The organism is Methanolobus mangrovi (genome assembly GCF_031312535.1).
Lineage (GTDB): Archaea > Halobacteriota > Methanosarcinia > Methanosarcinales > Methanosarcinaceae > Methanolobus > Methanolobus mangrovi.
In genome coordinates this window covers 1839339-1866306 of the sequence record NZ_CP133594.1, presented here as the reverse complement: position 1 = coordinate 1866306, position 26968 = coordinate 1839339, and the positions used below count along the sequence as shown (strand labels likewise).

The 26968-nt window shown below is 43.2% G+C and carries 21 protein-coding genes, 4 tRNA genes, 2 rRNA genes and 1 other RNA gene; 13 read left to right on the top strand and 15 right to left on the bottom strand.

The window, feature by feature from the left end:
* Window positions 1-22 precede the first annotated feature (22 nt).
* Entirely contained in the window at window positions 23-1426 is a 1404-nt protein-coding gene (locus RE476_RS08985; RefSeq protein ID WP_309307308.1) for a D-aminoacyl-tRNA deacylase, read from the bottom strand.
* Window positions 1427-1595: 169 nt separating this feature from the next.
* On the opposite strand from RE476_RS08985, the gene RE476_RS08980 reads away from it, so the two are divergent.
* Window positions 1596-2252, top strand: coding sequence for an MBL fold metallo-hydrolase (locus RE476_RS08980; RefSeq protein ID WP_309307307.1), 657 nt, complete (start codon window positions 1596-1598; stop codon window positions 2250-2252).
* Window positions 2253-2269: 17 nt separating this feature from the next.
* Window positions 2270-2596, top strand: a complete 327-nt coding sequence (locus RE476_RS08975; protein WP_309307306.1) for a ribonuclease P protein component 4 — start codon at window positions 2270-2272, stop codon at window positions 2594-2596.
* On the opposite strand, the gene RE476_RS08970 is transcribed toward RE476_RS08975, so the two are convergent.
* The 3 genes from RE476_RS08970 to ffs all read right to left on the bottom strand — a co-directional run bounded on the left by RE476_RS08970 (window position 2597) and on the right by ffs (window position 3357).
* Entirely contained in the window at window positions 2597-2827 is a 231-nt protein-coding gene (locus RE476_RS08970) for a hypothetical protein (protein ID WP_309307305.1), read from the bottom strand.
* A gap of 72 nt (window positions 2828-2899) precedes the next feature.
* Window positions 2900-2984: transfer RNA gene (locus RE476_RS08965), tRNA-Ser, on the bottom strand.
* 58 nt (window positions 2985-3042) lie between these two features.
* Window positions 3043-3357, bottom strand: an RNA gene (gene ffs, locus RE476_RS08960) — signal recognition particle sRNA.
* A gap of 134 nt (window positions 3358-3491) precedes the next feature.
* Between ffs and RE476_RS08955 the strand changes: the two genes are divergently transcribed.
* Complete coding sequence (locus RE476_RS08955; RefSeq protein WP_309307304.1) at window positions 3492-3731, top strand: MarR family transcriptional regulator; 240 nt, start codon at window positions 3492-3494, stop codon at window positions 3729-3731.
* A gap of 18 nt (window positions 3732-3749) precedes the next feature.
* Here RE476_RS08955 and RE476_RS08950 read toward each other — a convergent pair whose 3' ends face one another.
* Entirely contained in the window at window positions 3750-5126 is a 1377-nt protein-coding gene (locus tag RE476_RS08950; RefSeq protein WP_309307303.1) for an ATPase domain-containing protein, read from the bottom strand.
* 231 nt (window positions 5127-5357) lie between these two features.
* A complete protein-coding gene (locus tag RE476_RS08945) occupies window positions 5358-6137 on the bottom strand; it encodes an ATPase domain-containing protein (protein ID WP_309307302.1) in 780 nt (259 codons plus the stop codon).
* Window positions 6138-6637: 500 nt separating this feature from the next.
* Between RE476_RS08945 and RE476_RS08940 the strand changes: the two genes are divergently transcribed.
* The 4 genes from RE476_RS08940 to RE476_RS08925 all read left to right on the top strand — a co-directional run bounded on the left by RE476_RS08940 (window position 6638) and on the right by RE476_RS08925 (window position 12291).
* Complete coding sequence (locus tag RE476_RS08940) at window positions 6638-8659, top strand: S-layer protein domain-containing protein (protein ID WP_309307301.1); 2022 nt, start codon at window positions 6638-6640, stop codon at window positions 8657-8659.
* 116 nt (window positions 8660-8775) lie between these two features.
* Window positions 8776-9303, top strand: a complete 528-nt coding sequence (locus RE476_RS08935) for a hypothetical protein (RefSeq protein WP_309307300.1) — start codon at window positions 8776-8778, stop codon at window positions 9301-9303.
* 89 nt (window positions 9304-9392) lie between these two features.
* Window positions 9393-9502, top strand: a tRNA-Met gene (locus RE476_RS08930).
* Between the two features lie 68 nt (window positions 9503-9570).
* Window positions 9571-12291, top strand: coding sequence for a DNA-directed DNA polymerase (locus RE476_RS08925; protein WP_309307299.1), 2721 nt, complete (start codon window positions 9571-9573; stop codon window positions 12289-12291).
* Here RE476_RS08925 and phoU read toward each other — a convergent pair.
* From phoU to RE476_RS08900, 5 genes are read right to left on the bottom strand one after another with little or no spacing between them, the layout of a single operon-like run.
* Window positions 12288-12938, bottom strand: a complete 651-nt coding sequence (phoU, locus tag RE476_RS08920) for a phosphate signaling complex protein PhoU (protein ID WP_309307298.1) — start codon at window positions 12936-12938, stop codon at window positions 12288-12290. The genes RE476_RS08925 and phoU overlap by 4 nt on opposite strands.
* A gap of 4 nt (window positions 12939-12942) precedes the next feature.
* Window positions 12943-13713, bottom strand: a complete 771-nt coding sequence (gene pstB / locus RE476_RS08915) for a phosphate ABC transporter ATP-binding protein PstB (protein WP_309307297.1) — start codon at window positions 13711-13713, stop codon at window positions 12943-12945.
* A 45-nt stretch (window positions 13714-13758) separates the two neighbouring features.
* Window positions 13759-14616 (bottom strand): phosphate ABC transporter permease PstA, encoded by an 858-nt coding sequence (pstA, locus tag RE476_RS08910; RefSeq protein WP_309309588.1) that lies wholly within the window; start codon window positions 14614-14616, stop codon window positions 13759-13761.
* Window positions 14617-14621: 5 nt separating this feature from the next.
* Entirely contained in the window at window positions 14622-15509 is an 888-nt protein-coding gene (gene pstC, locus RE476_RS08905; RefSeq protein WP_309307296.1) for a phosphate ABC transporter permease subunit PstC, read from the bottom strand.
* A 31-nt stretch (window positions 15510-15540) separates the two neighbouring features.
* Window positions 15541-16434, bottom strand: coding sequence for a PstS family phosphate ABC transporter substrate-binding protein (locus tag RE476_RS08900; protein ID WP_309307295.1), 894 nt, complete (start codon window positions 16432-16434; stop codon window positions 15541-15543).
* A 220-nt stretch (window positions 16435-16654) separates the two neighbouring features.
* Here RE476_RS08900 and RE476_RS08895 point away from each other — a divergent pair, with 220 nt between their 5' ends.
* The gene (locus tag RE476_RS08895; RefSeq protein ID WP_309307294.1) at window positions 16655-18016 is read left to right on the top strand and encodes a dihydroorotase; all 1362 of its coding nucleotides are present in this window, start codon (window positions 16655-16657) and stop codon (window positions 18014-18016) included.
* Window positions 18017-18099: 83 nt separating this feature from the next.
* A complete protein-coding gene (locus tag RE476_RS08890; RefSeq protein WP_309307293.1) occupies window positions 18100-19005 on the top strand; it encodes an RAD55 family ATPase in 906 nt (301 codons plus the stop codon).
* On the opposite strand, the gene RE476_RS08885 is transcribed toward RE476_RS08890, so the two are convergent.
* The 4 genes from RE476_RS08885 to eif1A all read right to left on the bottom strand — a co-directional run bounded on the left by RE476_RS08885 (window position 18988) and on the right by eif1A (window position 21445).
* Window positions 18988-19683: a DUF1614 domain-containing protein gene (locus RE476_RS08885; protein ID WP_309307292.1), complete on the bottom strand. Its 696-nt coding sequence runs from the start codon at window positions 19681-19683 to the stop codon at window positions 18988-18990. The two genes, RE476_RS08890 and RE476_RS08885, sit on opposite strands and share 18 nt — an antisense overlap.
* Before the next feature lie 69 nt (window positions 19684-19752).
* Window positions 19753-20289 carry a KH domain-containing protein gene (locus tag RE476_RS08880; RefSeq protein ID WP_309307291.1) on the bottom strand — a complete coding sequence of 179 codons (537 nt, stop codon included), beginning with the start codon at window positions 20287-20289 and terminating at the stop codon, window positions 19753-19755.
* Window positions 20290-20308: 19 nt separating this feature from the next.
* Window positions 20309-21118, bottom strand: coding sequence for a serine protein kinase RIO (locus RE476_RS08875; protein ID WP_309307290.1), 810 nt, complete (start codon window positions 21116-21118; stop codon window positions 20309-20311).
* Window positions 21119-21127: 9 nt separating this feature from the next.
* Window positions 21128-21445, bottom strand: a complete 318-nt coding sequence (eif1A, locus tag RE476_RS08870) for a translation initiation factor eIF-1A (RefSeq protein ID WP_309309587.1) — start codon at window positions 21443-21445, stop codon at window positions 21128-21130.
* 628 nt (window positions 21446-22073) lie between these two features.
* On the opposite strand from eif1A, the gene RE476_RS08865 reads away from it, so the two are divergent.
* The 4 genes from RE476_RS08865 to RE476_RS08850 all read left to right on the top strand — a co-directional run bounded on the left by RE476_RS08865 (window position 22074) and on the right by RE476_RS08850 (window position 26941).
* A 16S ribosomal RNA gene (locus tag RE476_RS08865) occupies window positions 22074-23548 on the top strand.
* A 101-nt stretch (window positions 23549-23649) separates the two neighbouring features.
* Window positions 23650-23722 (top strand) — tRNA-Ala (locus RE476_RS08860).
* Between the two features lie 122 nt (window positions 23723-23844).
* Window positions 23845-26771: ribosomal RNA gene (locus tag RE476_RS08855) — 23S ribosomal RNA — on the top strand.
* Together the 16S and 23S rRNA genes with 2 tRNA genes alongside form the textbook arrangement of a ribosomal RNA operon.
* A 98-nt stretch (window positions 26772-26869) precedes the next feature.
* A tRNA-Cys gene (locus RE476_RS08850) sits at window positions 26870-26941 on the top strand.
* Window positions 26942-26968: the final 27 nt, after the last annotated feature.

Below are 26968 nucleotides of genomic sequence, written 5' to 3'. Positions count from 1 at the left end.
ATTACAGGTATGATCATTTATATTAGTAAGACAGTAGAATTTCCTTAATCATCCTTTTATGGACCATATAGGATTCAATTGTCCTTCCATTCACAACAACAGAATTGCCTTTTGCCAGTTCGGATAACATTGGTCCTGGTGGGATACCAAATTCCTTTGCTGCTTTTGGATCGAATCTATTACTTATTATGTATAGTATATTCTCATCAGGAATATATTTAATTTCATAATGCTCTTTTAGTATTTTAATGCATTCATTTGTGACGTTCTGCATAGCAGTTTTAGTATCTTTTCCTATTCCCATGATGCAGTTTGATATGGTCCCATTTTTCATCTCCATATAAATGGGGGCATACTCATTAAGCACGGATATTGTTTTGTTTCTGTCTGCATTAATTGTTTCTTTGAGTAGTTCTTCGTTGATGTTACATGTAAAAAATTCCACTTCCTTTCCATTTTCTATGGGTCTATATGTTTTATCAAAAGATGACCTGAACAATTCAGTGATCTTAAATTTCCCATCCGGGCAGAGTTCATCACTTATTGCTTTAATTTTTAAAAAACAATTCCAAGGAAGTCCTTTTATTTCTTTAATTTCACTTTCTCTTAAGTGTGGGTATCCAAGTTCTCTTATGATTCCGTGGAGTCTTTCTCTTTCTTTGGAATTCATGGATTTCCTGTCAAGATAAACAAAATCGGCCTTTGATTTTTCATAGGCCTGCACGATCATATCTTTGTCAACATAAGGCAATTGATAGTCAGGGAAATTATGTCCGAATGTTACATCTGTTTCCAGTATCAGTTCTGTTTGTCTTGAAGCATAATGTCCTCCTCCAAAACCAATGGCAACAGGAATATTTTTAGGCCGTGCTTTCAGTATGGCTCTTGCAACAATGTCTCCTGCAACTGGATCGATCCATTGTTCTTCCGAACTACCTATCTCTGCGTACACCATAGCTGTTCTCATATCAGTAGGGCCATGGTGAGTCGATTCCATGTTGGCCGAATAGCATGTATTCTCTGCCATTTGATCCATATTATTAAGTATGGAACTCATTATTTGGGTTGCTGGTATCGATAACTCGCGTGGACGCCCTCCAAAATCAGCATCATTTGGGTTTCCTGTAAAATGTGCCGTAAGGACTGATCTTCCATCCTTGCTCTTATGTTTGGAAGCTACTATTATTAAGTCGGTATCAAATCCAAAAGATATCATTTTTTCATCAATTCTATCCTGATATATGTGATGATCTTTGATCTCTATTATTCTGTATCTTGGATTTTCATAAACAGATAACAAACCATCCCATCCAGCTGGGAGCTTGTCGAGCTTTTCCCATTGTTCATTCTGGATCAAATGTTCTTTTATGTTCTGGCTGGCTCTGTCTGAAGCTGAACAAAGTATATTGGTCTTCTTCTCTTTCATGTTCATCTCGTCTGAATTCCTGTTTTCTTTTACAGATATATGTATATGTACTATCTTTTGCTATCTTTGATGCTGAATTCCCTCAGTAGTTTTAATGCCTATTATGTTATCATCTGGTATTTAGGTATGAGATATTTGGTATGAATTCAATAATCAGAGGTGCAATATTTTGAGTAGCGTAACAATTGATGGTATTTTGATCAAATGGCTTGGGAACTCCGGTTTTATGATAAAAGGGGATGGTATGGTTCTCTATATAGATCCTGTCAATATTCCTGGTAACGTTCCTGAAGAAGATATGGCAGACCTGCTCTTTATTACTCATGAACACTTTGGGCATTGTGATCCTGAGTCTATCCGCAAAGTCCGTAAATCCGACTGTACTACTCTAATCCCTGAGAACATGGGTTTGCAGTTCAGGGGGGATGCAAGAAGAGTTATCAAAGGTGATTCTCTTACAGGCGACCTAAGCATTAAAAGTGTGGATATTGAAGTTGTTCCTGCATACGATTCCTGTGATGGCTCACGTTGTTCAGGGGATGGTGTAGGGTACTTCTTTGTATTAGGTGGATTGAATATATATCATGCAGGACATACGTGTACTCTCCCTGGGTGGGAATTTACTTCTCCTGATGTTGCTATCTTGCCTATTGGTAGTCCTCAGGTTATGGATGAGGTCCAGGCAATAAATGCAGTAACCTTGTTATCTCCGCGGGTTGTAATTCCGATAACTTATGATTTGGATGGAATTGATGGCATAAGTCCCGATGCATTTGTGGACATGGTCAAAGAAAAATCTCCCTCTACCAAAGTAGTTATTCTTTAATTTAAGCGGTGTCTTTAATGGCAAAATCCAGAAAGAAAAACAAAGCTATATCTAAGAATATTGCTCAGGAACGTATCCAGTATCTCTTTGAACTCGCAAGGAATGAGCTTTCCCTGGGTACTGGAAAGAGTGAACGGTATGTTTCGCTAGCAAGAAAAATAGGTATGCGCCACCGTGTGAGTATACCTGCAGATTTCAAACGTAATTTTTGTAAGGACTGCGGGTCATTACTCATGCCCGGTCAAAACTCAAGAATCCGGCTTAAAAATGGATGCATTACTATCACGTGCCTTGAATGCGGTGGGATTAAAAGGTATCCTTTTAAGTCGTCAGAAACAAAATGATTATCCGTTGATCCATGTCATGAATCTCATTATTAGGTAGGCTACGGTGAACATTAGTATTCCCATTGTCATGTAAACAAATATGTTTCTGAAAACAACATCTTTTTCAGAACCTGCTTTAATTCCAAAACCGCCGCAGCACCCGCCTGCTCCACAGGATGTGCATGCACTCTCTTTTTTTGTTTCCGCTTCTCTATTACTTAAGACTGGAATAATCGTTTTTTTGGACATCGTAGTATCACTTGCTCCTTATATTATTAGATTCTTTGCTACAACGGGCAAAAACAATATCAAAAAAGAGTACGACGAGAGGGGGATTCGAACCCCCGAGATGCATAGCATCACAGGATTAGCAATCCTGCGCCATACCGGGCTTGGCTATCTCGTCACAATTAGTGTTCGTTCCTTAACGCAATTCAGCTATTTAACGTTTTTCCAGATTAAAGTGACAGGCACGCCTGAAGTCGTCATCTTTTCCACTTTCAGGTGGTCTGCAATCTCTTCTCCACCCCGCAACCCTCCAAGCGACAATTGTCTGCGGTTGGTCTGCTCCCTTCCGGGCCTGGACTGGTTCTCACAGTTAAGATATACGAACAAGTTCTCCAACAAGCACATATATCAACATTATCCAAGCAGGACGAGGTTTCTCAGTTGAAATTACAGGTTTGAAAATGGTCCAAACATCTTCTTCAGGCTTCGTCTCCCGCATATCGGCGATTTCGGGTTACAGGTAACGCCGGCCTACCCAGACTAGCCTGCCACCCTTACATATGCATTACAGGTAATAAAAGTATCCTTTGTATGGTCTCTCGCAGAAAGTGTTTACTTCCACATTGCGATAAAATATGTAAAAGTAGTTATAGCATGCAACACAATAGTGTAGTAGAGGCAGAATATGGAAGAATTGATAGGATTTGTAACCGGTAATAAAAACCGCCAGAAATTACTTGCTTTGTTGGGTTCCAAACATCAGCTGGATGCATCTAAACTGGCAAAGAACATGCATATTGCTCGTCCTTCTGTCGATAAGATCGTGGAAGAACTCATTGAGAAAGAATTGATAGAACAGGAATGTGATGTTTACAAGCTGACTGAGTTAGGGGAGACTCTGGAACGCAAGGTCCATAACATTTGATTTATTCTTTTTTATTTTTTATATCAAAGTGTCAATTCTAAGTTTAATTCCGCTTTCTGTGATCGCATATTCTTTTACTGTTCGCTTGTGTTTTGTTCCTCTGGATTTGGTAACACACATGTATCTGCGATCTCTTGCACGGGAATTATGTAAAACAAGGACTGAATCCATAATTGGTGCCGCATCAATTTTTTCATTTCCAGGGCATTCAGAGGGAGCTATATCTGTTGTAAATAATGACGTAATGTTGCGGCTTTTAAGGTAACTTGTTATTGAATATAGGTATCCTCGAAGTTCCAAGTTGTCAGGTATGGACAATTCAAGATGATTGGTTCCGTCAAAGAATACTCTTCTAATATGATTTGTTTCAATGATTTCCTTTATATTTGCAGCATGCTCCCCTGTGTATATCTCGCTAGGGTTATTGCAGATGAAATGTAAAAGCCCGTTAGCGACATATTTTTCCAGATCCCATCCCATTCTTTTTGCATCAAGTATCATCTGGTGGGGTGTATCTTCGAATGTAATTACTATTCCGGATTCATTATTTTCAAGTCCTTGCAATATGAACTGCAAACCGAATATTTTCTTCCCGGTTCCTGGTGTTCCGGCTACAAGAAGGCTGTTGTATCTCAAAAGACCTCCATCGAACATGCTATCCAGTCCCGGGACTCCTGTTTCAACCCTGGAATCATCCAATGCCAGCTCCGTTTCAGGTTTAAGGTGTGGATAGACAGTAAAACCTGCTGAATTTACGTTGTACAGGTATTTGCGGGATGTTATCTCTGAGCGTATTCCTGGGTCGATTCCTCTCATTTTAATGAATTCCATGCGATGGTCGGCTCTTGAATTCCTGTCTTCTCTTGTAAGGTATATAATGCCGTCTGAGAGGTGGCTTACTACTGAGTTATGCAGCTCTGTCTTCAAAAGTTCTCCTACAAGGAATGTAAGCATGTTCCTTTCTTGAAGCATAGAATCAAGTGTATAGAAAAATCTCCTTTTTTCCTGTTCGATGAATCCATAACCAAGTGGTGTAATGGGATCAATTACCAGTCTGTCCGGTTTGATGGACTCTATTATATTTCCAATCTCGATCAAAGTTGTCAATGGATCCTTTTCTGCAAGTTGCCTGTTTATTGCATGTACTTCAAAGGAATCATCAAAAAAATCAAGTGTTGAATTGTACATCTTTAGTTTATCAGTACTTTCTGTTGTAATGGGTATATATAGTGCCTTCTCTCCATTTTTGGATGAATTTGATAACATCTGGAGTGACATTATAGTCTTCCCTACTCCTGCTGTTCCGGCTACCAGGATTGTTGAGGGTGATACCATTCCGCCCAATATTTCATCAAGTCCTTTGACACCACATGAGATGTTTTTTAACCTGTTCATTCTATCTTCTTTTTATTTATGGTTAAATTGGTTTGGCAATTTTCTATTCGTAAATAAAATATATTTTATATAATTGCGGTTTGGTGGAAATACGGGCTGCAGATGTCCGGTTTGTAAGGGGAAAATGAATCGTTGGATGTATCCTGTGCTCAAAAGATCTAATAATTTTGACCGCACACTTGCAATATATAAATGCGTGGAATGCGGCCATGAATGGGCATGTCCTGATATTTAGAACATTGAGTATACTTCCTCGTGCGGATGAATAACAAACCCATTGGGTGTTATATCGTAGGGGTGGATCTTCTTACTATGGTCTGATCCTCTCATTTTGTATATTTCCATACTTCTCATCCTTACATTTTCATGTCTTTTGTAGTACAGTACTATAGTACCGTCTGTTACAAAGTTCTCAACTCCGAACCTAGACGGTTTGGATTCGTCTATAAGCTCACATGTCATCATTGATGTCAGGCCTATAACTTCAAGTGTAGTACTGAGCTTCAGGAGTTCTATTCTAATTTTTGCCGGATCCTGGAGGTAGAAACTAACAGATGTGGTTGAATCAATAAGGGCGCGTTTGGCATTTATCTCCTCCTGGGTGGCTATGATCTGGTCCATCATTGACCTGATGTCAAAAGGTCGTACATCGACGTACTTTTCCTGTGAAGGTATGCCTATTTTAGTGGAGCAAGCATCAATGATAACAAGCTTGTTCTCATCTTCGAGTGCTTGCAGATCCCATCCTAATTTGAGAACGTTTTCTCTAATTTGCTCGGGTCTTTCTTCAGTTGCGACAATTATCCCGTTCTCGCCATATTTGGTAATTCCGTTGTATATGAATTGAATAGAGAAATTAGTTTTACCGGCACCTGATGTGCCTGATATGAGGTATGTCCTGTCGCGAATGAGTCCTCCACCACATAACTCATCAAATCCTGGAATACCCGTTTTGACACGATTTGCCTCATCTTCCATTGATATCTCTTCAGAAACTGCACCATCGTACATCTTATTATTTCACTCCTTGTGATTAGTAATTCTCTGGTAAAGCAAATTGTATTTTTACAGTATTACTTTTATTTGATGTTCATTTTATGTTATCATATATATAAATATGTTGAATTATTCCTGTTCCAATGAAAGTGAATATAAGGGATATGGTTGTTTTTACTACAAGATCACATCGACAATCTGTAAACATTATCGCGACATTCATCTGTCTTTTTATCTAATTTGATTGGTTAACTTCGACATTTACCGTCAATTGCATCGATGTTTGCCAATGCAATGCGATAATTGTTTCTAATTGGACCACAAAAGATTTAATACGGCAATTGATTAATAGAACACTTGTAATCCAATATGACGGGATTAGGAGGGTGATGAAGTCTCCTTCGGCAATGGACGAATCTTTGTGATGGTTCTTTTGTCTGAAGTTCATAGAGCAATAATATGCTTTATTTTTGATTCTCACTCTTATATCATATAATTAAATTCGGAGGAAAATAATGAAAAGATTTACAACTATCGCATTAGTTGCTCTCATTGCTCTTGCAGCATTAATCGTGCCTGTAAGCGCTGTAGAAGCAACTGTAGAAGTGCGCAGTGAGGTCTTCAACGGTACAGACTTTGCTGACATTTTAAACAATGTAACAGTAGGTAACATTGTTATCAACACTACAAACTTTGCAGGTTTCTGGTATGATATCGATGATAACCTTAAAAGTGAAGAACTTACAATCCTAAATAACTCTGCTTACGTAAGCGGAAATGCTATTCAGGAAGGCGGCCTCTGGTACAATGCATCTATTGTACAGGCAAACTATACTGGAGACTTCGCTGCTGAGGCAGACGTTACTGGTTCAGATAACACAACTTTCCCACTAATTGGACTCTTCGCTGAGAAGTATGTCCCTACAGACGATGCTGATGCAAGTGAACTTGTAAAGCTTCTTCTTGACACCGATGACAAGTACACACTCAGGACTGGCTCTGCACTCGAGCTCGCTGGCGGCTATGAACTTACCGCAAAGCAGATCGATGTAGAAGGTGACAAGGTCTGGATGGAGCTCTCCAAGGACGGAGAATTCGTAGAGGATGAAGTCATTGATGTAACAGGCGGCGAAGCAACCTGGGATTATGATGTAGATGTCGGCGACCAGGATGATGTAATCGTCTTCAGAGTACTCATCACCGATGTATTCCAGGGTCAGGTAGACAGCCTTGCAGTTGTTGAAGGTCTCTGGCTCCTTGATTACGAGAATATTCTTGAAATCGAAACCTCTGATGAATTCGGAGAACTTGAGGTCGATGCAGTTTCCAACGTCATCGCAATGTTCAATTCCGGCACACTTACTCTTTCAGTTGACAAGGATATCGACCTTGCAGAAGGCATGAAACTTGTGACTGCAGATGATGCAAATGATGATCTTAGATTTGCTCTTGTAAAGGAATATACTGACGCAGGAACTTACGAGGTAAGAGGTAGTGTTGCAGAAGGCAATGGACTCCACACATGGACTCCAAGCAACTTTGCAGGTTTCTGGTATGATATCGATGATAATACTGGTTCAGAATCACTTAACATCACTGTAAGTGGTACTACCGTTGCAGATGAAGGTGGTCTCTGGTACAACACAACTATTGTTCAGACAGACTATGAGGCAGACTTCGCTGCTGAGGCAGACGTTACTGGTTCAGCTAACACAACTTTCCCAATTATCGGTCTCTTTGCACAAGAATATGTTGCAACAGACGATGCTGATGCAAGTGAACTTGTAAAGCTTCTTCTTGACACCGATGACAAGTACACACTCAGGACTGGCTCTGCACTCGAGCTCGCTGGCGGCTATGAACTTACCGCAAAGCAGATCGATGTAGAAGGTGACAAGGTCTGGATGGAGCTCTCCAAGGACGGAGAATTCGTAGAGGATGAAGTCATTGATGTAACAGGCGGCGAAGCAACCTGGGATTATGATGTAGATGTCGGCGACCAGGATGATGTAATCGTCTTCAGAGTACTCATCACCGATGTATTCCAGGGTCAGGTAGACAGCCTTGCAGTTGTTGAAGGTCTCTGGCTCCTTGATTACGAGAATATTCTTGAAATCGAAACCTCTGATGAATTCGGAGAACTTGAGGTCGATGCAGTTTCCTCAACCATCTCAATGTTCAATTCCGGTACAATTACTCTGTCCGCAGACAAGGAAATCGACCTTGCAGAAGGCATGATGCTCAAGACTGCAGACAACAGTACTGTCAGATTCTACCCATTCGTCGAGAGAACAATCGGTGAAGAAATGGTAGTTGATGACTCTGGTGTCGGCGAAGAAGTAACCGAAGAAATGCCTGCTGAGGAAGAAGTAACTGAAGAAGTACCTTCCGAGGAAGAAGTAACTGAGGAAATGCCTGCTGAAGAAGAAGAAGAAGAGCCTGCAGAAGAAACTGCTGAAGAAGAATCCCCAGGATTTGAAGCAGTATTCGCAGTAGCTGGTCTCCTTGCAGTAGCATACCTTGTTAGAAGAAACTAAATATTTAAAATAAAGAAGGGTTAATCCCTTCTTACTATCTTTTTTCTGATTGATTTTTTCAAAGAGGTGTAACCATGTTTAAAAAGATTATTTTGGTTTTAATAATCTGTGTTTTCATGTTATCTATCTCCGGTTGCACGGATGAGGTTGTTGAGGAAACTCCTGAAAATACAGATATCATAAATACAATCTCAGAAGGTGCCAGTGGCCAGAGTCTTATGCCAGTTGATGATCTTCCTGAGAGTTATGAGTTCCTTGGCTCACGTGAGCTGTCTGCTGAAAAGGTAGAAAATGAATATGTTTCAGTGGAAGGCTTTGTAGCAGGCTCGGAAGGTCTGTACATGTATTTAGATTCAACAGATGTTTATGTTGATGTTATAGAGATGGATAGTTCAGTTTCAGCGGAAGATTTCATAGTTCAGTATAAAGCAGGCTTCAGGGAATTATCTTCAGGCTCACGCTTTACAGAAGAGATCATAAATGGTCACTCTGCCGTGAGAATACTTGAATATGTGACAGTCGATAAAGATAAAACTCCTCGATACACTTACATATGGAACAATGGTAACTTTGTCTTTGTTGTGGGTGGCGCAACAGACGATTATGTTGTTTTGAGTACATTGGCTGAAGCAACCGGGTATTAACCCGTGCCAATTTTTTTGATTTACTTGTAGAAGGTTGCGATTTCAATCGATATGCTTTAATATGACTTAATCCTTTTAGGTGCTGCACTGCCCGGATAGCCTAGTTGGTTGGGGCGCCAGACTCATAGGGAATAAAATTCCGTGCGTCCAAATCTCCTGAGATATCTGGAGGTCGCGTGTTCGAGTCACGCTCCGGGCATTCATTTTTTTTATATTTATCCAAACTTCAACGCAAAGCATATATGCTGCAAATCTGTAAGGTAGTTCATGAACTTCCAGATACTGGACGCTGATTACATAGGGCATGAAAGTGGTCCTGTGATACGTCTTTTCGGAAGAGCCGAAGATGGTAAAAGCGTCTGTTGTTTTGTACCGGGATTTGAACCGTATTTCTTTATCAATGCTGAAGGAGAGCTTGATAAACTTTCCACCATGCTTACGGAGCAGTTCGATGTCATCAAAAAGGTGGAAATTGTTCCAAAATTCGAACCCATTGGATTCCAGCTCTCAAGGAAGCCCATGTTACGGGTGACTACTATGGAACCGCGTAACGTTCCTGAAATACGTGATGATGTGCTTACGCTTCCGGGTGTAAAAGAAGTATATGAAACCGATATACTTTTCAGAAATAGATTTCTGATAGACAAGGGTCTGCATGGGATGGGATGGGTTAGTGTAGAACCTGTATCTGATAGTCCTTATTCCAGTGAAAAAATATACTGTGATTCGGTTTTTACCGCTGATTCCTTTGAAGAAATAGAAAAATTGTCTATTGCTCCTCTTAAGTACTTTTCATTTGATATTGAATGCCTTCCACTCGAAGGTTCAATGCCTGTTCCGGAAAGTTCCCCGGTGATAATGATAAGTATGTCATTCAGTCCTGCATTCAAGGGTCATGATACAATTGTTGTTGTTGCAAAGAAAGTTGAAGGGACAGGTGATGATGTTGAATGTTTTGATTCTGAAACTTTAATGTTGAATCGCTTTTTTGAGATTTTTCAGGAATATGATGCTGATGTAATATCAGGATACAATATCAATGGTTTTGATATTCCTTACATTGCAGACAGGGTCACCATCCTTTCCGGTTCTGGGGATAATGTAAGATCGACGGTAGGTCGTGACGGAAGGATTCTGAGTTATCGTAAGATTGGCAATAGGACCATGGTCTCCATTCCTGGAAGGGTTGTCGTAGATGCGCTACCTCTGATAAGGAGTCAATACAGCCTTAAGCGCTATACTTTAAGGAATGTCGCAAAAGAACTCCTTGATAGAGAGAAACTCGATGTGGCACCATCTGAGATGGAAGAATACTGGAACGACTCCGGTGAAAAATTGCTAAAGTTCATAGATTACGCGCGCAGGGACTCCGAACTTGCCATGGAACTTTTCCTGAAGCTTCAGCTTCTTGACAAGCATATTGCTATAGCTCAGGTGAGCGGTTCTCTTCTTCAGGAGGTAGTGGATGGTGGGCAAACCTCGATGGTTGATAATCTGCTTCTCAGGGAATATGGGAAACAGGATCGTGTCATCCCTCCAAAACCCAGTGACGAACTGGTTGCTATGAGAAATCGCAGTAGTGAGGGACTCAAAGGTGGCGAGGTTCTTGACCCTAAGAGGGGCCTTCTTGAAAATGTCGTGATTCTGGATTACAAATCACTTTATCCAACTATTATGATGGCACATAACCTCTGTTACACTACTGTGGTGGAGCAGGACCGTCCTGATGCAGAAACAATAAAGCCTCCTTCGGGGGGGGAATTTGTGCCTGCTGAAGTTTCCAAAGGGATAATGCCATCCATTCTTGAAAGTCTGCTACAGCGAAGGGTGGAAACCAAGAAGAAGATGAAAAACGCCGCAAGTGATTCAGAATATCGCGTTCTCGATGCCACTCAGCTTGCGCTGAAGATATTACTTAACAGTTTTTATGGTTATTCCGGTTATACACGGGCAAGATTGTATAGTATGGCTCTTGCAAATGCTGTTACAAGTTTTGGAAGGAATAACATTCTCAATACTCGTGCTCTTATTAATGGTACTATCAGTAAGGTCATACTGCGGGATGGCTCTGCATATTTCACTGAAGAATTGTCTTCTATCAATGCGGATGATACTATTGTATCCCTATCTGTAGTTTATGGCGATACGGACAGTGTATTTGTCCAGTGCAGCTCAAAAAAGGAGGTGTCTCTTGATGATGCCGGACTTGTGGGCACCAAGATAGCCGCCATGGTCTCTGACTCACTTCCTGATCCTATGGAGCTTGAGTTTGAGTCTATCGCAAAGCGTGCTCTTTTCATTGCCAAAAAACGCTATGCTATATGGGTGTTTGAACCCTCTGGTGATGGTTGGAAGGAAGATATAAAAGTCAAAGGTATGGAGACTGTTCGCAGGGACTGGTGTGAACTTACCTCTAAGACACTAAACACTGTTCTTGGGCTAGTGCTCAAGGACGGTGACGTGGATGGTGCTGTCAGTCATGTACGCAGCGTTGTCGATGGTGTGAGGAATATTGATGTAAGGAAAGATTCTGAAATCATCGAAGACCTTACTATGACTCGTATGTTCTCAAAAAAAGCGGCCAGTTATAAGAATAAGCAACCTCATCTGACGGTTGCAGAAAAGATAGAACGCAGGACTGGTTCCCCTCCTCCTGTGGGGGAGCGCATACCCTTTGTAATTGTGGCAGGAAAGGGCCTGTTTGTAAATCGCGCTGAAGATCCTGAATACGTCAGAGAGAACAATATTCCCATTGATGTGGACTATTATATTAAGAAACAGTTGTTGCCGCCTGTAGAGCGGATACTTGGTGTATTCGGGGTTGACATGGCAAATCTTGATTACGACTCTAGGCAAATGGGTCTTTTTGACTTTTCAGACAAGCCACAGGATTCTCCTGTTAAACGTATTAGCAAAAAAGAAGTGGAGGTTCAACCTCCTCAACAATCTGAAGATAAAAAGTCTCAAAGCTCCCTGTTTGACTTCTAATTCAGGTCTTCCCTTTTTCCTGATGCGATGTAGACCACGCTCTCACAAACATTGCATGCGTGGTCTCCTATCCTTTCAAGATAGCGGATTACGAACAACAGGTGTGATGCATTGTTGATTGTGGTGTCATCCTGTACCATCATACTGATAAGCTCTTTCCATACTTCATAGAACTTTCTGTCTATCTCGTCATCCAATTTGGCAACAGACTCTGCCAGTGTAACATTATTATCTTCAAAAGCCCTCATTACCTGCTCAAGCATGCTCTCGGCTGTCTCTGCCATATGTGGTATGTCTATAAGGGGTTTGATGTGTTCGCCTTCTATTTTTTTCGTGCTTTGCGCGATATCTACTGCCAAGTCGCTCATTCTTTCAAGGTCTATAGCTATCTTAAGGCAGGAAGTGACAAGTCTCATATCTCCTGCAGTTGGACTTTGCAACGATATAAGTTGAGCCACACACTTTTCAATTCTCAATTCGTAATCATCGATTACCTGATCTCCCTCAATAACACTTTCTGCAAGTTCTATATCAAGATCCTTAAGAGCTTCAATGGAGTTATGTATGGCATTTTGGGACAGTTTTCCCATCTGTATGATGCTATTCCTTAGAATGGCAAGTGTTTCCTGGTACCTGGTACGTGTCATATCTTCACCCAAATCTTCCTGTGATATAATCCTCAGTTGCCTTCTCCTGGGGACTTTCAAATATTTGTGTAGTCCTGTCAAACTCCACAAGTTCTCCTGTCAGAAAAAAGCCGGTATAATCTGAAATCCTGGCAGCCTGTTGCATATTATGTGTGACGATAACGATTGTGTAATCCTTCTTAAGTTCAAGGATCAACTCTTCTATCTTGCTTGTAGATATGGGGTCCAATGCGCTGCAAGGTTCATCAAACAATATAACTTCCGGTTTAACTGCAAGTGTCCTGGCAATGCATAACCTTTGTTGCTGTCCGCCACTCAGGTCCAATGCAGATTTATCGAGCCTTTCTGATACTTCTTCCCAAAGTGCTCCTGATTTCAGTGCTTCCTCAACAATACCATCTATATTCTTTTTGCTTATGCCATGAATACGTGGTCCATAGGCAATGTTGTCATGGATGGACATGGGGAATGGGTTTGGTTTCTGAAATACCATCCCTACTCTTTTTCTGAGGTCTACAACATCAACGTCCTTTGAATATATGTCCTGGTTATCAATATGTATTTTCCCTTCGATACGACAACTTTTCACAAGGTCGTTCATCCGGTTGAGGCATCTGAGGAAAGTTGATTTGCCGCAACCTGAGGGACCTATTAGTGCCGTGACACTGTTTTTTGGAATATCAATGGATATGTCATGAAGGGCATGGTTATCCCCGTACCACAGGTTAAGGTCTCTGACCTCTATCTCTGTTCCATTATCGTAAACTTCTGGCATTTAATTACCTCTTGAATATAATGTAAAATTGGAATATGGCTGAATTTATCTTTTTATTTTATTCTTGTAATGTGATCTTATGGTTACTGCAACAAGGTTCACACCTAATATGATTATCAGCAATACCAGGGCGGTTCCGTACTGTATTGGCCTTGTCTGGGCAATGTTGGTGCCTGATGTAGCAAGCACGTACAAGTGGTATGGCAGTGCCATGAATTGTGAATATACGGAATCCGGCAGTCTTGGAAGGAAATAAGCTGCTCCTGTCAGCAATATGGGTGCAGTCTCTCCTGCAACTCTTCCTATACCAAGTATTGCACCGGTTATCATTCCGGGAATTGCGGCAGGAAGAACAACTCTTCTGATGGTTTCCCATTTTGTTACTCCTAAGGCAAGTGATGCTTCCCTGTAATCTTTTGGGACGGTCAGAAGTGCTTCCTGGCTTGCTCTTATAATTACAGGTAATATGAGCAGTGCAAGTGTTAAAGATGCAGAAAGTATTGAAGGTCCAAAATCAAGGTATTTCACAAACATTGCAAGACCGAACAAACCGAACACCACAGAAGGCGTGCCTGCAAGATTATTGATCGCCATCTCGATGATCCATGTTGTCTTTCCTGGTCTGGAGTATTCAGTAAGGTAGATTGCAGTCAGCATGCCAAGTGGCATTGCAACAGCTATGGAACCGACAATAAGATATATCGTTCCTACTATTGCCGGATAGATACCTCCCTCTGTCATCCCTTTTCTCGGCATCTCGCTAATGAATTCGATACTAAGGGCACTATATCCGTTGGATACTATGTAGTACAGAATAACAAGCACAAAGACAACGACCATTCCTGTTGCGAGCTTTAATAGTCCAAAGGCTATTCTTTCATTGAGTTTTGCATTGGAGAACATGTTCATTACAGGTTGAACCTGTACCTCCTTTTTATGTAGTTGGCTATTATGTTGATTATAAAAGTGGTAATGAAAAGTACCGAACCGATCGCGAACAGTGCGTGGAAGTGATCACTTCCTTGTGGTACTTCACCCATTTCAAGTGCAATGGTTGCTGTCATGGTCCTTACAGGTGCAAACAGGCCAGATGGAAATCCCGGGATTACGGCTGAGTTCCCTGTGACCATCATAACTGTCATTGTCTCTCCAATTGCTCTCCCTACTCCCAGCATAACGGCTGCTGATATTCCGGAGAGTGCCGCAGGGACTGTAACTTTGTATATGGTCTGCCATTTTGTGGAGCCCAGTGCAAGTGATCCCTCTTTTAGTGTTCTTGGTACTGAGCTTATAGCATCCTCTGAAATGGATATGATCGTTGGCAGTGCCATTATCCCGAGCATTATGGATCCTGTAAGTGCTGTCTGGCCTGTTGGTATGTGGAGGGTCTTCTGAACAAGAGGTACCAGTATTACAAGGCCAAAGAAACCATATACTACAGATGGGATCCCTGCCAGTATTTCTGTAATGGGTTTCAAATAGTTGGCAACCTTTGGGTCTGCAAGTTCGGATATGTATATAGCAGACGCGATCCCCAGCGGGACGGAGAACAATATAGCCCCTACTGTTACTATCAATGACCCAAGTAACAATGGCAAAAGTCCGAAGTGTTCCGGGTCTGCTGTCGGGAACCATTTAGTGTCGGTCAAAAAGTCGATTATCGAATAATCTTCAAATAATAGTAATCCGTCGCGGAATAAAAAAATACAAAGAAGGAAAAGAGCTACTACCGCCACCGCTCCTGATGCAAGGAGCAATGACTCGATACCCTTTTCCCTGAATTGTCTGTTCAACATTAATTCCTCAGATACTTAGTATGGCGTATCTTTAGTTTACCGGGAAGTATCCAACTTCTGACACAATATCCTGGCCAGTGGAGCTCATTACATAGTCGATGTATTGCTTTGCAAGTCCTGCTGGTTCACCGTTTGTGTAGTAGTAGAGTGGTCTTGCAAGTGGGTAGTCACCACTGATGATGTTCTCAGGGGTTGCTTCTACAAATCCTTCTCCATCAGCATCAAGTGAGAGTGCAGTTGTACTGTCATCAAGATATGCGTATCCAATGTATCCGATAGCCCCTGTGTTCTGAGCTATTTCCTGTACTATGGCACCGGTTGCTGGCTGCACGAGTGCGTCCTGTCTGTATTCTTCATCAAGAAGTACTTCTTCCTGGAAGTATCCGTAGGTTCCTGAGCTGCTGTCACGGGTGATAACTGTAATCTCAAGGTCATCTCCGCCAACGTCTGCCCAGTTGCTGATGCTTCCGTCATAGATTCCCTTAAGGTCTTCAAACGTGATCTCTGTTACAGGGTTCTCTGGATTGACGACTACAGCTATTCCGTCCCATGCAATTACGTGCTCTATAGGGTTGATGCCGTTAGCCTCTGCATTCTCTATCTCGGAGTCTTTGATAGTCCTTGAAGCCATTGCGATTTCTACTTCTCCATCGATGAGTGCTGCAATTCCTACACCTGATCCACCACCAATTACAGTGATACTCTGTTCAGGGTTTGCCAGCATGAATTCTTCGGATTCTCTCTGGGAAAGTGGGAGTACGGTGTCTGATCCCTTTACGATAATACTTGCAGCTTCTGTTACTTCTGTTTCACCGGAGGTGCTCTCTTCCTTATCGACGCAACCGATTCCTGTGAATGCGATTGCAATAATCAATAATATGACTGAATAAATTGCTATATTCTTCAAAAATTTACCAGATATCATGTTATAATTCACCATTTTGTTAATGGGTACTGTTTACTTTTCAGTGAAAAATAACAAAATCCATACATAAGGGTTCCGTCCTTACAATATATATCCATGTATTCTCTATGTATGGGTACTTTAACTATATATCAACTATATATCTATATATCTAAGACCTTATCTACCTTGTTAGGTGCTATCATAAAAGGCATATACCTCCAATAGAATATAGGACACTATGCCTGATATTCTGATCAAGAACACCAAAGTCTTCGTCAATAATTATCTTCAGCCAGCCGAAGTCCTGATAGAGGATGGGAAGATCCTAAAGATAGCTAAAGAGATCGATGCCCAGAGATTGAACCGGACCATTGATGCAAAGGGTGCATTGACACTACCTGCGGGGATTGATGTTCATGTCCATTTCAGGGACCCTGGTATGACTGAAAAAGAAGACTGGTATACAGGTTCCTGCTCGGCAGCTGCAGGCGGAATAACCACTGTTATCGATCATCCAAATACTATTCCTCCGACCATCGACAGAAAATCGTTCAAGGATAAAAGAAAGATTGCAAATCGTAATTCAATTGTAGACTTCGGGCTTTACGGGGGAGTTACGGGCAATATTGATAAGTTACCTGAGTTGTGGAAGCTTGGGGCAAGTGCATTTGGCGAGATCTTCATGGCTGAATCTACGGGTGCTTTGAATATAGATGAGAAATGTCTTGATGAGGCACTGGCTGTGCTTAAAGGGCTGGATGCACTTGCATGTATTCATGCTGAAGATGATAAAATAAGGCTTGAATGTGAGGCTTTTCTAAAAAATGACATGTCGCCTGAGTCTCACTCAAAGGCCCGTCCAAATCTTTGTGAGGCCTTTGCTGTTGAAAAAGCCATAGAACTAATCAAAAAGAACGGTGCTAAAGCACATTTCTGCCATATAAGTGCTTTTGAATCAGTCGGACTTTTGCGCAAGGAGCGGTATTTTGCTACAAAAGCTGGCCTGTCTCCATCTATTACAAGTGAAGCTGCGCCGCATCATCTGTTCCTTTCCACCAAAGATTGGGAGAGGCTGGGTTCGTTTGGCAGGATGAATCCTCCTCTCAGGGATCGCAGAAGTGTCAAGATGCTTTTGAATGCACTTAATGATAGTACTATAGATGTAGTAGCTTCTGACCATGCGCCACATACGGAGGCTGAAAAGGATGTTGATATAAAGAGTGCTCCTTCTGGCGTCCCTGGCGTGGAAACACTAATGCCGCTGATGCTTGTTGCAGTTAAGAGGAATTTGCTTCCTCTGGGGCGCATGATAGATGTGACAAGTAAGAATCCTGCACGGATATTTGGTCTCAATCAGCATTCAAAGGGTGTTTTTGCTGAAGGGTATGATGCTGATATTATTGTAGTTGACCCGGGGCATGTTACTGAGATAAAAGGTGACAATCTTCATAGCAAAGCAGGATGGACGCCGTATGAAGGTATGGATGGAATTTTCCCGGAATTCACAATAGCAAGGGGTGAAGTAGTATGGGATGGGGATATAATGGCATCAAGGGGACGCGGGAATTTCCTTCCTGGAAAAGGATTTGCATCGGAATGACATGTTCATAATATTTTATATATGTCCACATTACCATAACACTTTAAATATATAATGACATATTATGTGCATACGGTGGTGTGATGAAAACAAAATTCCCAATTCATACTACATTAAGCGCAGATGCAATAAAAATTCTTGAGAGATATGAGAAAGAGCTCGGCGCTAAAAATGTTGTTCTGGAAAAAGCACTTCTTAACCTTGATTCTACTCGTTTCAAAGCCAAACTAGATACTCAAAGCATTGATCGCCTGATAAAAAGAGTCCCGACGGGTATTCCTGGGATGGATGATTTTCTGGAAGGTGGCTTTCCTAAAGGATTTGCTGTAGTTGTGACTGGTCCTCCGGGAACTGGGAAGACTACTTTGTCGATGCAATACTTGATGGATGGTGTGAAAAATGGTGAAAGGTGTATTTTCTTCTCATTTGAAGAAAGGGCACAGCAGCTGGTTCAACATTTTGCACGATTTGGCTGGGATGTTGGCAAGTATATTGATGATGGGTATCTTGAGATATTTGGCATTTCCATGCTGACTTCTGAAGAAATGATGGAAATACTGGACTCCCATAAACCTGAAAGGGTGGTTTTTGATTCTATGAATGTCCTTACTGCTCCGGGGGACTTTAGAACTTCTGCATCCTGGCGTGGTCTTCATAGATTGCTGAAAAAGAATATGACTACTGCTATCCTTGTAACAGAAAAGTCACATGGCATTGAAACAAAAGAATATGATGATTTTGATTTTCTTGGTGATGGCGTTATCTTTCTTGATTTCATTCAGACAAATGATATCGACACGACTCCTATGCCTGTGATGGCAGTTCAGAAAATGAGGGCTACACGTGTAGATCATACTCCTCAGCCATTCCGTTTCACAAATAATGGTATAGCTAAATACAGGGCTCTTAATATCCCTTCAAAAGTCTTACAGGATAGGATTGAGAAGCGTCGGGCAGAGAGACTTGGTATGTCAATGGATGAAATATGATATTAAACTGGCAATTATTGTCGTTACATATATTGAGTTAAAAGTGCCTGCTCCTCCGATGCTCATAAAAGCACTACCTGTCCTTTCTTTATTAAAGGTCACAACTGATATTATATTGCCAATAATTATGCCTCCGACTCCGGCAATGAAGGTGACGGATGCTGCGTTGTCCGGTGCAACTATGAGTGCAAAGGGGAGTGCTATTATCCCTATGTATTCAGGCATTACTGTTCCTATTCCTGCCATTATCTCTGATAGTAAAATTACTGCAACCACTACGATGAGCATTATTTCAAGGGCTGTGTTGTTGGGTTGCGTCAATAATAGGTAAATTATTGCAAGAGCAGGTAATATTGCTCCTCCGAGATTTATGGTCAGTGTTGTATCAAATACTCTTTGTTTTCCAATGCTCAGTTCCTTTACTATTGGCACAGAATAGATGTCTTCAAGAATAGGTGCATACTTAAAAAGTTGCTCTGGTTTTTTAGACCGAAAGCTTGCTACTGGTATTTCTATGATGGAGCCACAAATTATGGCGAAAAGAAATATCATAAGAGGTACTGGGCCAATTGTTCCGAGGGATAGCTGCTCCTTGTAACAAAGGGCAGCCGTGGGGAGTAAGATCAATACAAAAGCTGCGTACGTCCTTATTTCGGAACTATTAGTATGTCCTCTCATCTGTTTACCTCTGGTAAATTAGGAGTCAAGGCTATTAATATTTTTCGTGAAATATACTACAATAGCATTTTAGTAATGGTCAAGTTGAGATTGAAGTAACTCATTTCTCTTCTTTTCAAGATAGCTGTATACGCTTCCATGGTTTGCTCCTTCTACAAGCATTTCAATGGATGTTCTTGCTATTTGGTTCTGTTCAGGTGTACCTATTACACTTACAGTCTTTCCATAGACTGACATCTTTATGCCAATCAGCCTTTCAGTTATTTCTCTTGTTTTTCCGCCCTTTCCTATGATTCTTCCTTTAAGGCGAAGGAGGTCTTTTTGCGTATTTGCATGTTTGGAGATATCAATTACTTCAAGCATCAGCATGTCATCGTCAAACATTGTAAATGTCTTGTCCGGGTTAAATCCTCTAGCGATTGCATTGACTACGTCTGCTGCTTTCATTGCGCCAACCGGGTCATCTCCTGGGATTATCTCGACAGTTCCATTTTCACTGTCTATGTCCAGTTTAGCTGTTGATTTGTTTTCTATGATTTCTTTGACGCGGCCTTTTGGTCCAATTATGGCGCCAACCCTGTCTTTGGGAACTTTGATATGTGTCATATAAATCTACCTTTGATAATTATGAATCAATAATTTGCGTTTTTTCTTCTTTGTCCCTGATTGACGAATATAATCCATGGGGGTCTTCATCAATGCCGTATTTTTTGAAGTAACGTACTATGTTCTCTATATCTCTTAACAGGAAATCTCTTGAGCGGGGATGTTCACTGGTCACTGACTGGCCCATGTCTATGAATACAGGTTCGTTTGTTTCGGGAACTACTAATATGTTGTATTCGCTCAGGTCTCCATGTACTAGATTTGCTTCTTTGTACAGCACGTCTATATAGTGTATGATTGTGTCGTATGCTTCTCTAGCCACTTCTTTATCAAGACGGATGTCCTTCAATTGGGGGTATGGTTTCTCATTCTCTCCCAGGAATTCCATTACAAGGACATTACGTTCGGCAACTATGGGCTCTGGCACGCGAATGCCTACTTCTTTTGCACGAATAAGGTTTCTCTGCTCTTTTTTTGTCCATGCGAAAATTATGTCTCTCTTTGAATGTCTCACATTCCTGAAACGCGGGTCGCCCAGAATGTAGTCTTCCATTGAGTTGAAGGTGCTTGATGATATTCTATATATCTTTACTGCAATGTCCCTGTCTTCTCCTTCCGCGAGAAATACATTTGCTTCTTTTCCTGTACTGATGGGTCCACCCATTGCCTTGAGTATTCCTTTGCTGGATAGGGTGTAAAGTGTTTTCAGGGTAGGTTCATCAAATACATTCTCTGTTACTTTGAGTGTATCTGTGTCCTTGCGCCTCATGCGCAGCCTGTCGACTTCGGTGTCGATACGTTTCACTTTATTGGTTACTTCTTTTTTCATATTTCCTGTTTATCCTTTCAGGTACCCTTTGCGCTCAAGCCAGTTTACCTGTGGGCGGGTATATTTCCATATTACGTCGGCTTTTTCATTCTGGAAGTCCCACGGGACTGCGATAACAATATCATCCTCTCGTATCCATGTTCTCTTTTTCATGGATCCGGGTATTCTTCCCATTCTCACAACACCGTCTAAACATCTTAGTTTGACATGATTTGCACCAAGCATACTTTCAACGATGGCGAGTACTTCATTGTTTTCTTTCCTGGGCGTTCGAACTCTTGAAACCTCTGTGGTATCTACATTACTGTTATTCTTTTTGTATTGCAGACGAATCCCTCTTTATTAATTGTATGATTTTGTGTACTGCTATGTCACTGATATTGTTAAAGCTTGCGTATCTCTGCCCGTGGTTTGTTTTTATTCCTAAATGAAGGGCTATTTGCATGTATTATAATATAAAAATTAATTAAATACGTTATGTTTATATGCAATAGTGTGGATGTATAGAATCCCGTCCGATATGGGTGGTTGCTTACTTGGGTAAGCGCCAGTTCAGTTGGCGGATATTCATCAACCGTAAATTCCATATAGGATTAAAACCTAATGTTATATTCCGAGTGGGTGGTAGATGAATAAGCTACCTTTAACAGGTCTCTCATTTGCCTTCGAATCTCCTGATTCGGAAGGTATATATAGGATGGTGACCTTTGAAGGAGTCCGCGTGAATCACGCGAGAACTTACAATCACCGCCTTTTAACAAGTGGGGGCAAGAGTTATTTCTTGTCTGACGTTGGATTTGGCAGTTCGGTTAATTCTGACCGGTAGTGAACAACTACTAACTAATTGGAATTAACCAACTAAGTGCATGTGAAAAGAAATTCTCTAGTGAGAGTTCTTTCCTAATGATTCCTTAAATGACTTCCAAAATAATATACTTTTGTGTGTGGATTAACAATTCTGGTTGATCCTGCCAGAGGTCACTGCTATCAGTATTCGATTAAGCCATGCGAGTCAAATGTTTTTCGTAAACATGGCGTACTGCTCAGTAACACGTGGATAATCTGCCCTAAGGTTAGGTATAACTCCGGGAAACTGGTGATAATCCCTAATATACCATAGATACTGGAATGTTCTGTGGTCAAAAGCTCCGGCGCCTTAGGATGAATCTGCGGCCTATCAGGTTGTAGTGGGTGTAGTGTACCTACTAGCCGACGACGGGTACGGGTTGTGAGAGCAAGAGCCCGGAGATGGATTCTGAGACATGAATCCAGGCCCTACGGGGCGCAGCAGGCGCGAAAACTTTACAATGCGGGAAACCGCGATAAGGGGATACTGAGTGCCAGCATCTTATGTTGGCTGTCCGCATGTATAAATAGCATGTGTTAGCAAGGGCCGGGCAAGACCGGTGCCAGCCGCCGCGGTAACACCGGCGGCCCGAGTGGTGGCCACTATTATTGGGTCTAAAGGGTCCGTAGCCGGTTTGATCAGTCTTCCGGGAAATCTGACAGCTCAACTGTTAGGCTTCCGGGGGATACTGTCAGACTTGGGACCGGGAGAGGTAAGAGGTACTACAGGGGTAGGAGTGAAATCTTGTAATCCTTGTGGGACCACCAGTGGCGAAGGCGTCTTACCAGAACGGGTCCGACGGTGAGGGACGAAAGCTGGGGGCACGAACCGGATTAGATACCCGGGTAGTCCCAGCCGTAAACGATGCTCGCTAGGTGTCTGGGACGGTGCGACCGTTTCAGGTGCCGCAGGGAAGCCGTGAAGCGAGCCACCTGGGAAGTACGGCCGCAAGGCTGAAACTTAAAGGAATTGGCGGGGGAGCACTACAACGGGTGGAGCCTGCGGTTTAATTGGACTCAACGCCGGAAAACTCACCTGGGGCGACAGCAATATGTAGGTCAGGCTGAAGGTCTTACCTGAATCGCTGAGAGGAGGTGCATGGCCGTCGTCAGTTCGTACTGTGAAGCATCCTGTTAAGTCAGGCAACGAGCGAGACCCGTGCCCACTGTTGCCAGCATATCCTTCGGGATGATGGGTACTCTGTGGGGACCGCTGGTGCTAAACCAGAGGAAGGTGCGGGCTACGGTAGGTCAGTATGCCCCGAATCTCCAGGGCTACACGCGGGCTACAATGACCGGGACAATGGGCTCCTACCCCGAAAGGGGTTGGTAATCTCATAAACCCGGCCTTAGTTCGAATTGAGGGCTGTAACTCGCCCTCATGAAGCTGGAATCCGTAGTAATCGCGTTTCAATATAGCGCGGTGAATACGTCCCTGCTCCTTGCACACACCGCCCGTCAAACCACCCGAGTGAGGTATGGGTGAGGGCACGGACCTAGTGCCGTGTTCGAACCTAAATTTCGCAAGGGGGGTTAAGTCGTAACAAGGTAGCCGTAGGGGAATCTGCGGCTGGATCACCTCCTAAGCAGATCGGCACAACGCCGATCACCACTTACCGGTCAGAAATCGAAAAACTGTCAAATCCGAAATAATCTACATGGATTCAAAAAAGGCGAATCCAGGAGGGCTTGTAGATCAGTTGGGAGATCGTCGCCTTTGCAAGGCGAAGGCCCTGGGTTCGAATCCCAGCAAGTCCATTATTTAGTGCACCCGAGAAGTAACTTTTTCGGGGAAGGATGAAGTGGTCGAAGCAACAACGGCTGCAATGAGATCGTGTATATGCATGCATATATCAGACGCTCACTGGACAAAGTGAGATGGACTCTGGTAAATATGCCTTCAGGTGGATGGCTCGGCTCAAGGGCTGATGAGGGACGTGCCAAGCTGCGATAAGCCCAGGGTAGGTGCATGGAGCCTATGAACCTGGGATCTCCTAATGGGTCTTCCTAACACATTTTGTGTGTTGATCAGTAATGATCGGGAACGCCCCGAATTGAAGCATCTTAGTAGGGGCAGGAAAAGAAATCGAAGAGATGCCGCTAGTAATGGCGAATGAACACGGCACAGTTCAAACTGAATCCCGCCGGTAACGTGCGGGAGATGTGGTGTTGTAGGCCTTTTCTAAAGATCCCACTTGGTTGGAATTGAACTTTTCTGGAACGTTAGACCAAAGAGTGTGATAGTCACGTAAATAACAACCAAAGGATCTGGAATGTGGCCTGAGTAACGTGGGTCGGAATTCCCGCGTGAATTTGGGAGGCACCAACTTCCAAAACTAAATACTTCTTGAGACCGATAGTGAACTAGTAGGGTGACCGAAAACTGAAAAGTACCCCAAGAAGGGAGGTTAAAAGTGCCTGAAACCTGGAGGCGATGGAGCGATATGGCGTTAAAGGATCTTTAACGCGAAGGAAACAGCCGCGAGGCTGCAGTACGGGCGTTATTGCCAATGTCATATCTTACGTTTTGAAGAACGGGCCAGGGAGTGTATTCAAATGGCGATGGCTAACTTTTTACATAGGAAGCCGAAGCGAAAGCAACATGCTCGCAGCCGTAAGGCGAGGAGCGGCGTATACAAGTGCGTGGAGTCATTAGGGTACGACCCGAAGCCGGGTGATCTAGGCGTGGGCAGGTTGAAGCGTGGCGAAAGCTACGTGGAGGACCGCAAGCGGTATTGATCTGCAAATCATTCGTGTGACCTGCGTCTCGGAGTGAAAGGCTAATCTAACCCGGCATCAGCTGGTTCCTTCCGAAACATGTCGAAGCATGACCTAACTGGAGATAGTCGGTGAAGTAGAGCACTGATTGGTGGTCCCGGGGAAGAAATTCCTCAGCCACTTGTCAAACTCCAAACTCACCGTCGTCTAAGAAAGTTGGAGTCCGGACTACTGGGGTAAGCTTGTAGTCCGTAAGGGAGACAACCCAGCCCGTGGTTAAGGTCCCCAAGTGTCGACTAAGTGTTAATACTAAAGGGCGTCCTAAGCCCTAGACAGCTGGAAGGTTAGCTTAGAAGCAGCTATCCTTTAAAGAGTGCGTAACAGCCCACCAGTCGAGGTTTGGGGCCCCGAAAATGGACGGGGCTCAAGTCGACCACCGATACCACGGAGCACCGCAAGGTGATCTCGTAGGAAGGCGTTGCGTTCGGGCAGAAGCAGGGCTGTGAAGTCCTGTGGACCGTGCGGAAACGAAAATCCTGGTAATAGTAACAGCATAGATAGGTGAGAATCCTATCCGCCGAAGGGGCTAGGTTTCCTCGGCAATGATCGTCAGCCGAGGGTTAGTCGGTCCTAAGACGTACCGTAATTCGAGTACGCCGAAAGGGAAACAGGTTAATATTCCTGTACCTCTTGACAATAAACTGACGTTTTTGGGCAGGTTGAGCGGCGCCGTCGCGCCGTCTAAGCACCGAATCCCGTGGAGAGCCGTAATGGCGAGAAGCGGGCGAATGTGTTATGGCGAAAGTCAGCTGCACCCGGGAACCCGTGAAAAGGAAGTCAAGGGTCCGTACCGAGAACTGACACAGGTGCCCCTAGCTGAAAAGGCTAAGGCGTGTCGGATACAATTTGGCTAAGGGAATTCGGCAAATTAGCTCCGTAACTTCGGGAGAAGGAGTGCCTGCTGTGAAGACAGCAGGTCGCAGTGACAAGAGAGCTCTAACTGTCTAATATCAACATAGGAGATCGCAAACCCGTAAGGGCTAGTACGATCTCTGAATCCTGCTCAGTGCAGGTACCTGAAACTCCGGTTCAACGGATCGAAGGGCCTGTAAACAGCGGGGGTAACTATGACCCTCTTAAGGTAGCGTAGTACCTTGTCGCTTAATTGGCGACTTGCATGAATGGATCAATGAGAGCTCTACTGTCCCTAGCCAGAGTCCGGTGAAGCTTACTTTCTAGTGCACAGTCTAGAGACCTCTAGGGGGAAGTGAAGACCCCGTGGAGCTTTACTGCAGCCTGTCGTTGGGTTGTGATTTTGGATGTACAGTGTAGGTAGGAGACATCGAAGGTGGTGCGCCAGCATCACTGGAGTCGCCGTTGGGACACTACCCTTCTGAAATTACGACCCTAACTCCGAGAGGAGGACCCCGATAGGTGGGCAGTTTGCCTGGGGCGGGACGCCCTTGAAAAGATATCAAGGGCGCACAAAGGTTGACTCAAGTGGGTCGGAAACCCACTGAAGAGTGCAAGAGCATAAGTCAGCCTGACGTTATTCAGCACAGTAGTGGATGACGAGACGAAAGTCGGTTCTAGCGAACTTTTGTGCTCGCTTGGTGCGAGCCAAAAATGACAGAAAAGTTACCCCGGGGATAATTGAGTTGTTGCCGGCAAGAGCACATATCGACCCGGCAGCTTGCTACTTCGATGTCGGTTCTTTCCATCCTGGCCGTGCAGCAGCGGCCAAGGGTGAGGTTGTTCGCCTATTAAAGGAGATCGTGAGCTGGGTTTAGACCGTCGTGAGACAGGTCGGTTACTATCTACTAGAGGTGTCTGTAGTCTGAGGGTAAGCTACTTTTAGTACGAGAGGAACAGAGTAGCGGCGCCACTGGTGTATCAGTTGTCCGACAGGGCATTGCTGAGCAGCTACGCGCTAAGGAATAAGAGCTGAATGCATCTAAGCTCGAAATCTGACTTGAAAAGAGACTACGTTAAGGGTCCCGGTAAAAGACCGGTTTGATAGGGTCGGGATGTACGCACCAAGGCAACGAGGTGTTCAGTCCGCGGCTACTAATAACCCGTGCCTGTCCGTCTTGCTTTGTCCAGGCGAAATCTGATATGTGCATGTTTAATATACACGAACTCAAGGTAAAGTATAAGTGTAATTGATTCATTTATGAATCGCTTGTTGCCAAGGTGGCGGAGCGGCTACGCAATCGCCTGCAGAGCGATTCCATTCCGGTTCGAATCCGGACCTTGGCTTTACCATTTACTATTCATTATGAGAGA

Coding starts and splice junctions, on each gene's coding strand:
- RE476_RS08985 (WP_309307308.1), bottom strand. CDS start 1,426: ATGAAAGAGAAGAAGACCAATATACTTTGTTCAGCTTCAGACAGAGCC.
- RE476_RS08975 (WP_309307306.1), top strand. CDS start 2,270: ATGGCAAAATCCAGAAAGAAAAACAAAGCTATATCTAAGAATATTGCT.
- RE476_RS08970 (WP_309307305.1), bottom strand. CDS start 2,827: ATGTCCAAAAAAACGATTATTCCAGTCTTAAGTAATAGAGAAGCGGAA.
- RE476_RS08955 (WP_309307304.1), top strand. CDS start 3,492: ATGGAAGAATTGATAGGATTTGTAACCGGTAATAAAAACCGCCAGAAA.
- RE476_RS08950 (WP_309307303.1), bottom strand. CDS start 5,126: ATGAACAGGTTAAAAAACATCTCATGTGGTGTCAAAGGACTTGATGAA.
- RE476_RS08945 (WP_309307302.1), bottom strand. CDS start 6,137: ATGTACGATGGTGCAGTTTCTGAAGAGATATCAATGGAAGATGAGGCA.
- RE476_RS08940 (WP_309307301.1), top strand. CDS start 6,638: ATGAAAAGATTTACAACTATCGCATTAGTTGCTCTCATTGCTCTTGCA.
- RE476_RS08935 (WP_309307300.1), top strand. CDS start 8,776: ATGTTATCTATCTCCGGTTGCACGGATGAGGTTGTTGAGGAAACTCCT.
- RE476_RS08925 (WP_309307299.1), top strand. CDS start 9,571: ATGAACTTCCAGATACTGGACGCTGATTACATAGGGCATGAAAGTGGT.
- phoU (WP_309307298.1), bottom strand. CDS start 12,938: ATGACACGTACCAGGTACCAGGAAACACTTGCCATTCTAAGGAATAGC.
- pstB (WP_309307297.1), bottom strand. CDS start 13,713: ATGCCAGAAGTTTACGATAATGGAACAGAGATAGAGGTCAGAGACCTT.
- pstA (WP_309309588.1), bottom strand. CDS start 14,616: ATGTTCTCCAATGCAAAACTCAATGAAAGAATAGCCTTTGGACTATTA.
- pstC (WP_309307296.1), bottom strand. CDS start 15,509: ATGTTGAACAGACAATTCAGGGAAAAGGGTATCGAGTCATTGCTCCTT.
- RE476_RS08900 (WP_309307295.1), bottom strand. CDS start 16,434: ATGATATCTGGTAAATTTTTGAAGAATATAGCAATTTATTCAGTCATA.
- RE476_RS08895 (WP_309307294.1), top strand. CDS start 16,655: ATGCCTGATATTCTGATCAAGAACACCAAAGTCTTCGTCAATAATTAT.
- RE476_RS08890 (WP_309307293.1), top strand. CDS start 18,100: ATGAAAACAAAATTCCCAATTCATACTACATTAAGCGCAGATGCAATA.
- RE476_RS08885 (WP_309307292.1), bottom strand. CDS start 19,683: ATGAGAGGACATACTAATAGTTCCGAAATAAGGACGTACGCAGCTTTT.
- RE476_RS08880 (WP_309307291.1), bottom strand. CDS start 20,289: ATGACACATATCAAAGTTCCCAAAGACAGGGTTGGCGCCATAATTGGA.
- RE476_RS08875 (WP_309307290.1), bottom strand. CDS start 21,118: ATGAAAAAAGAAGTAACCAATAAAGTGAAACGTATCGACACCGAAGTC.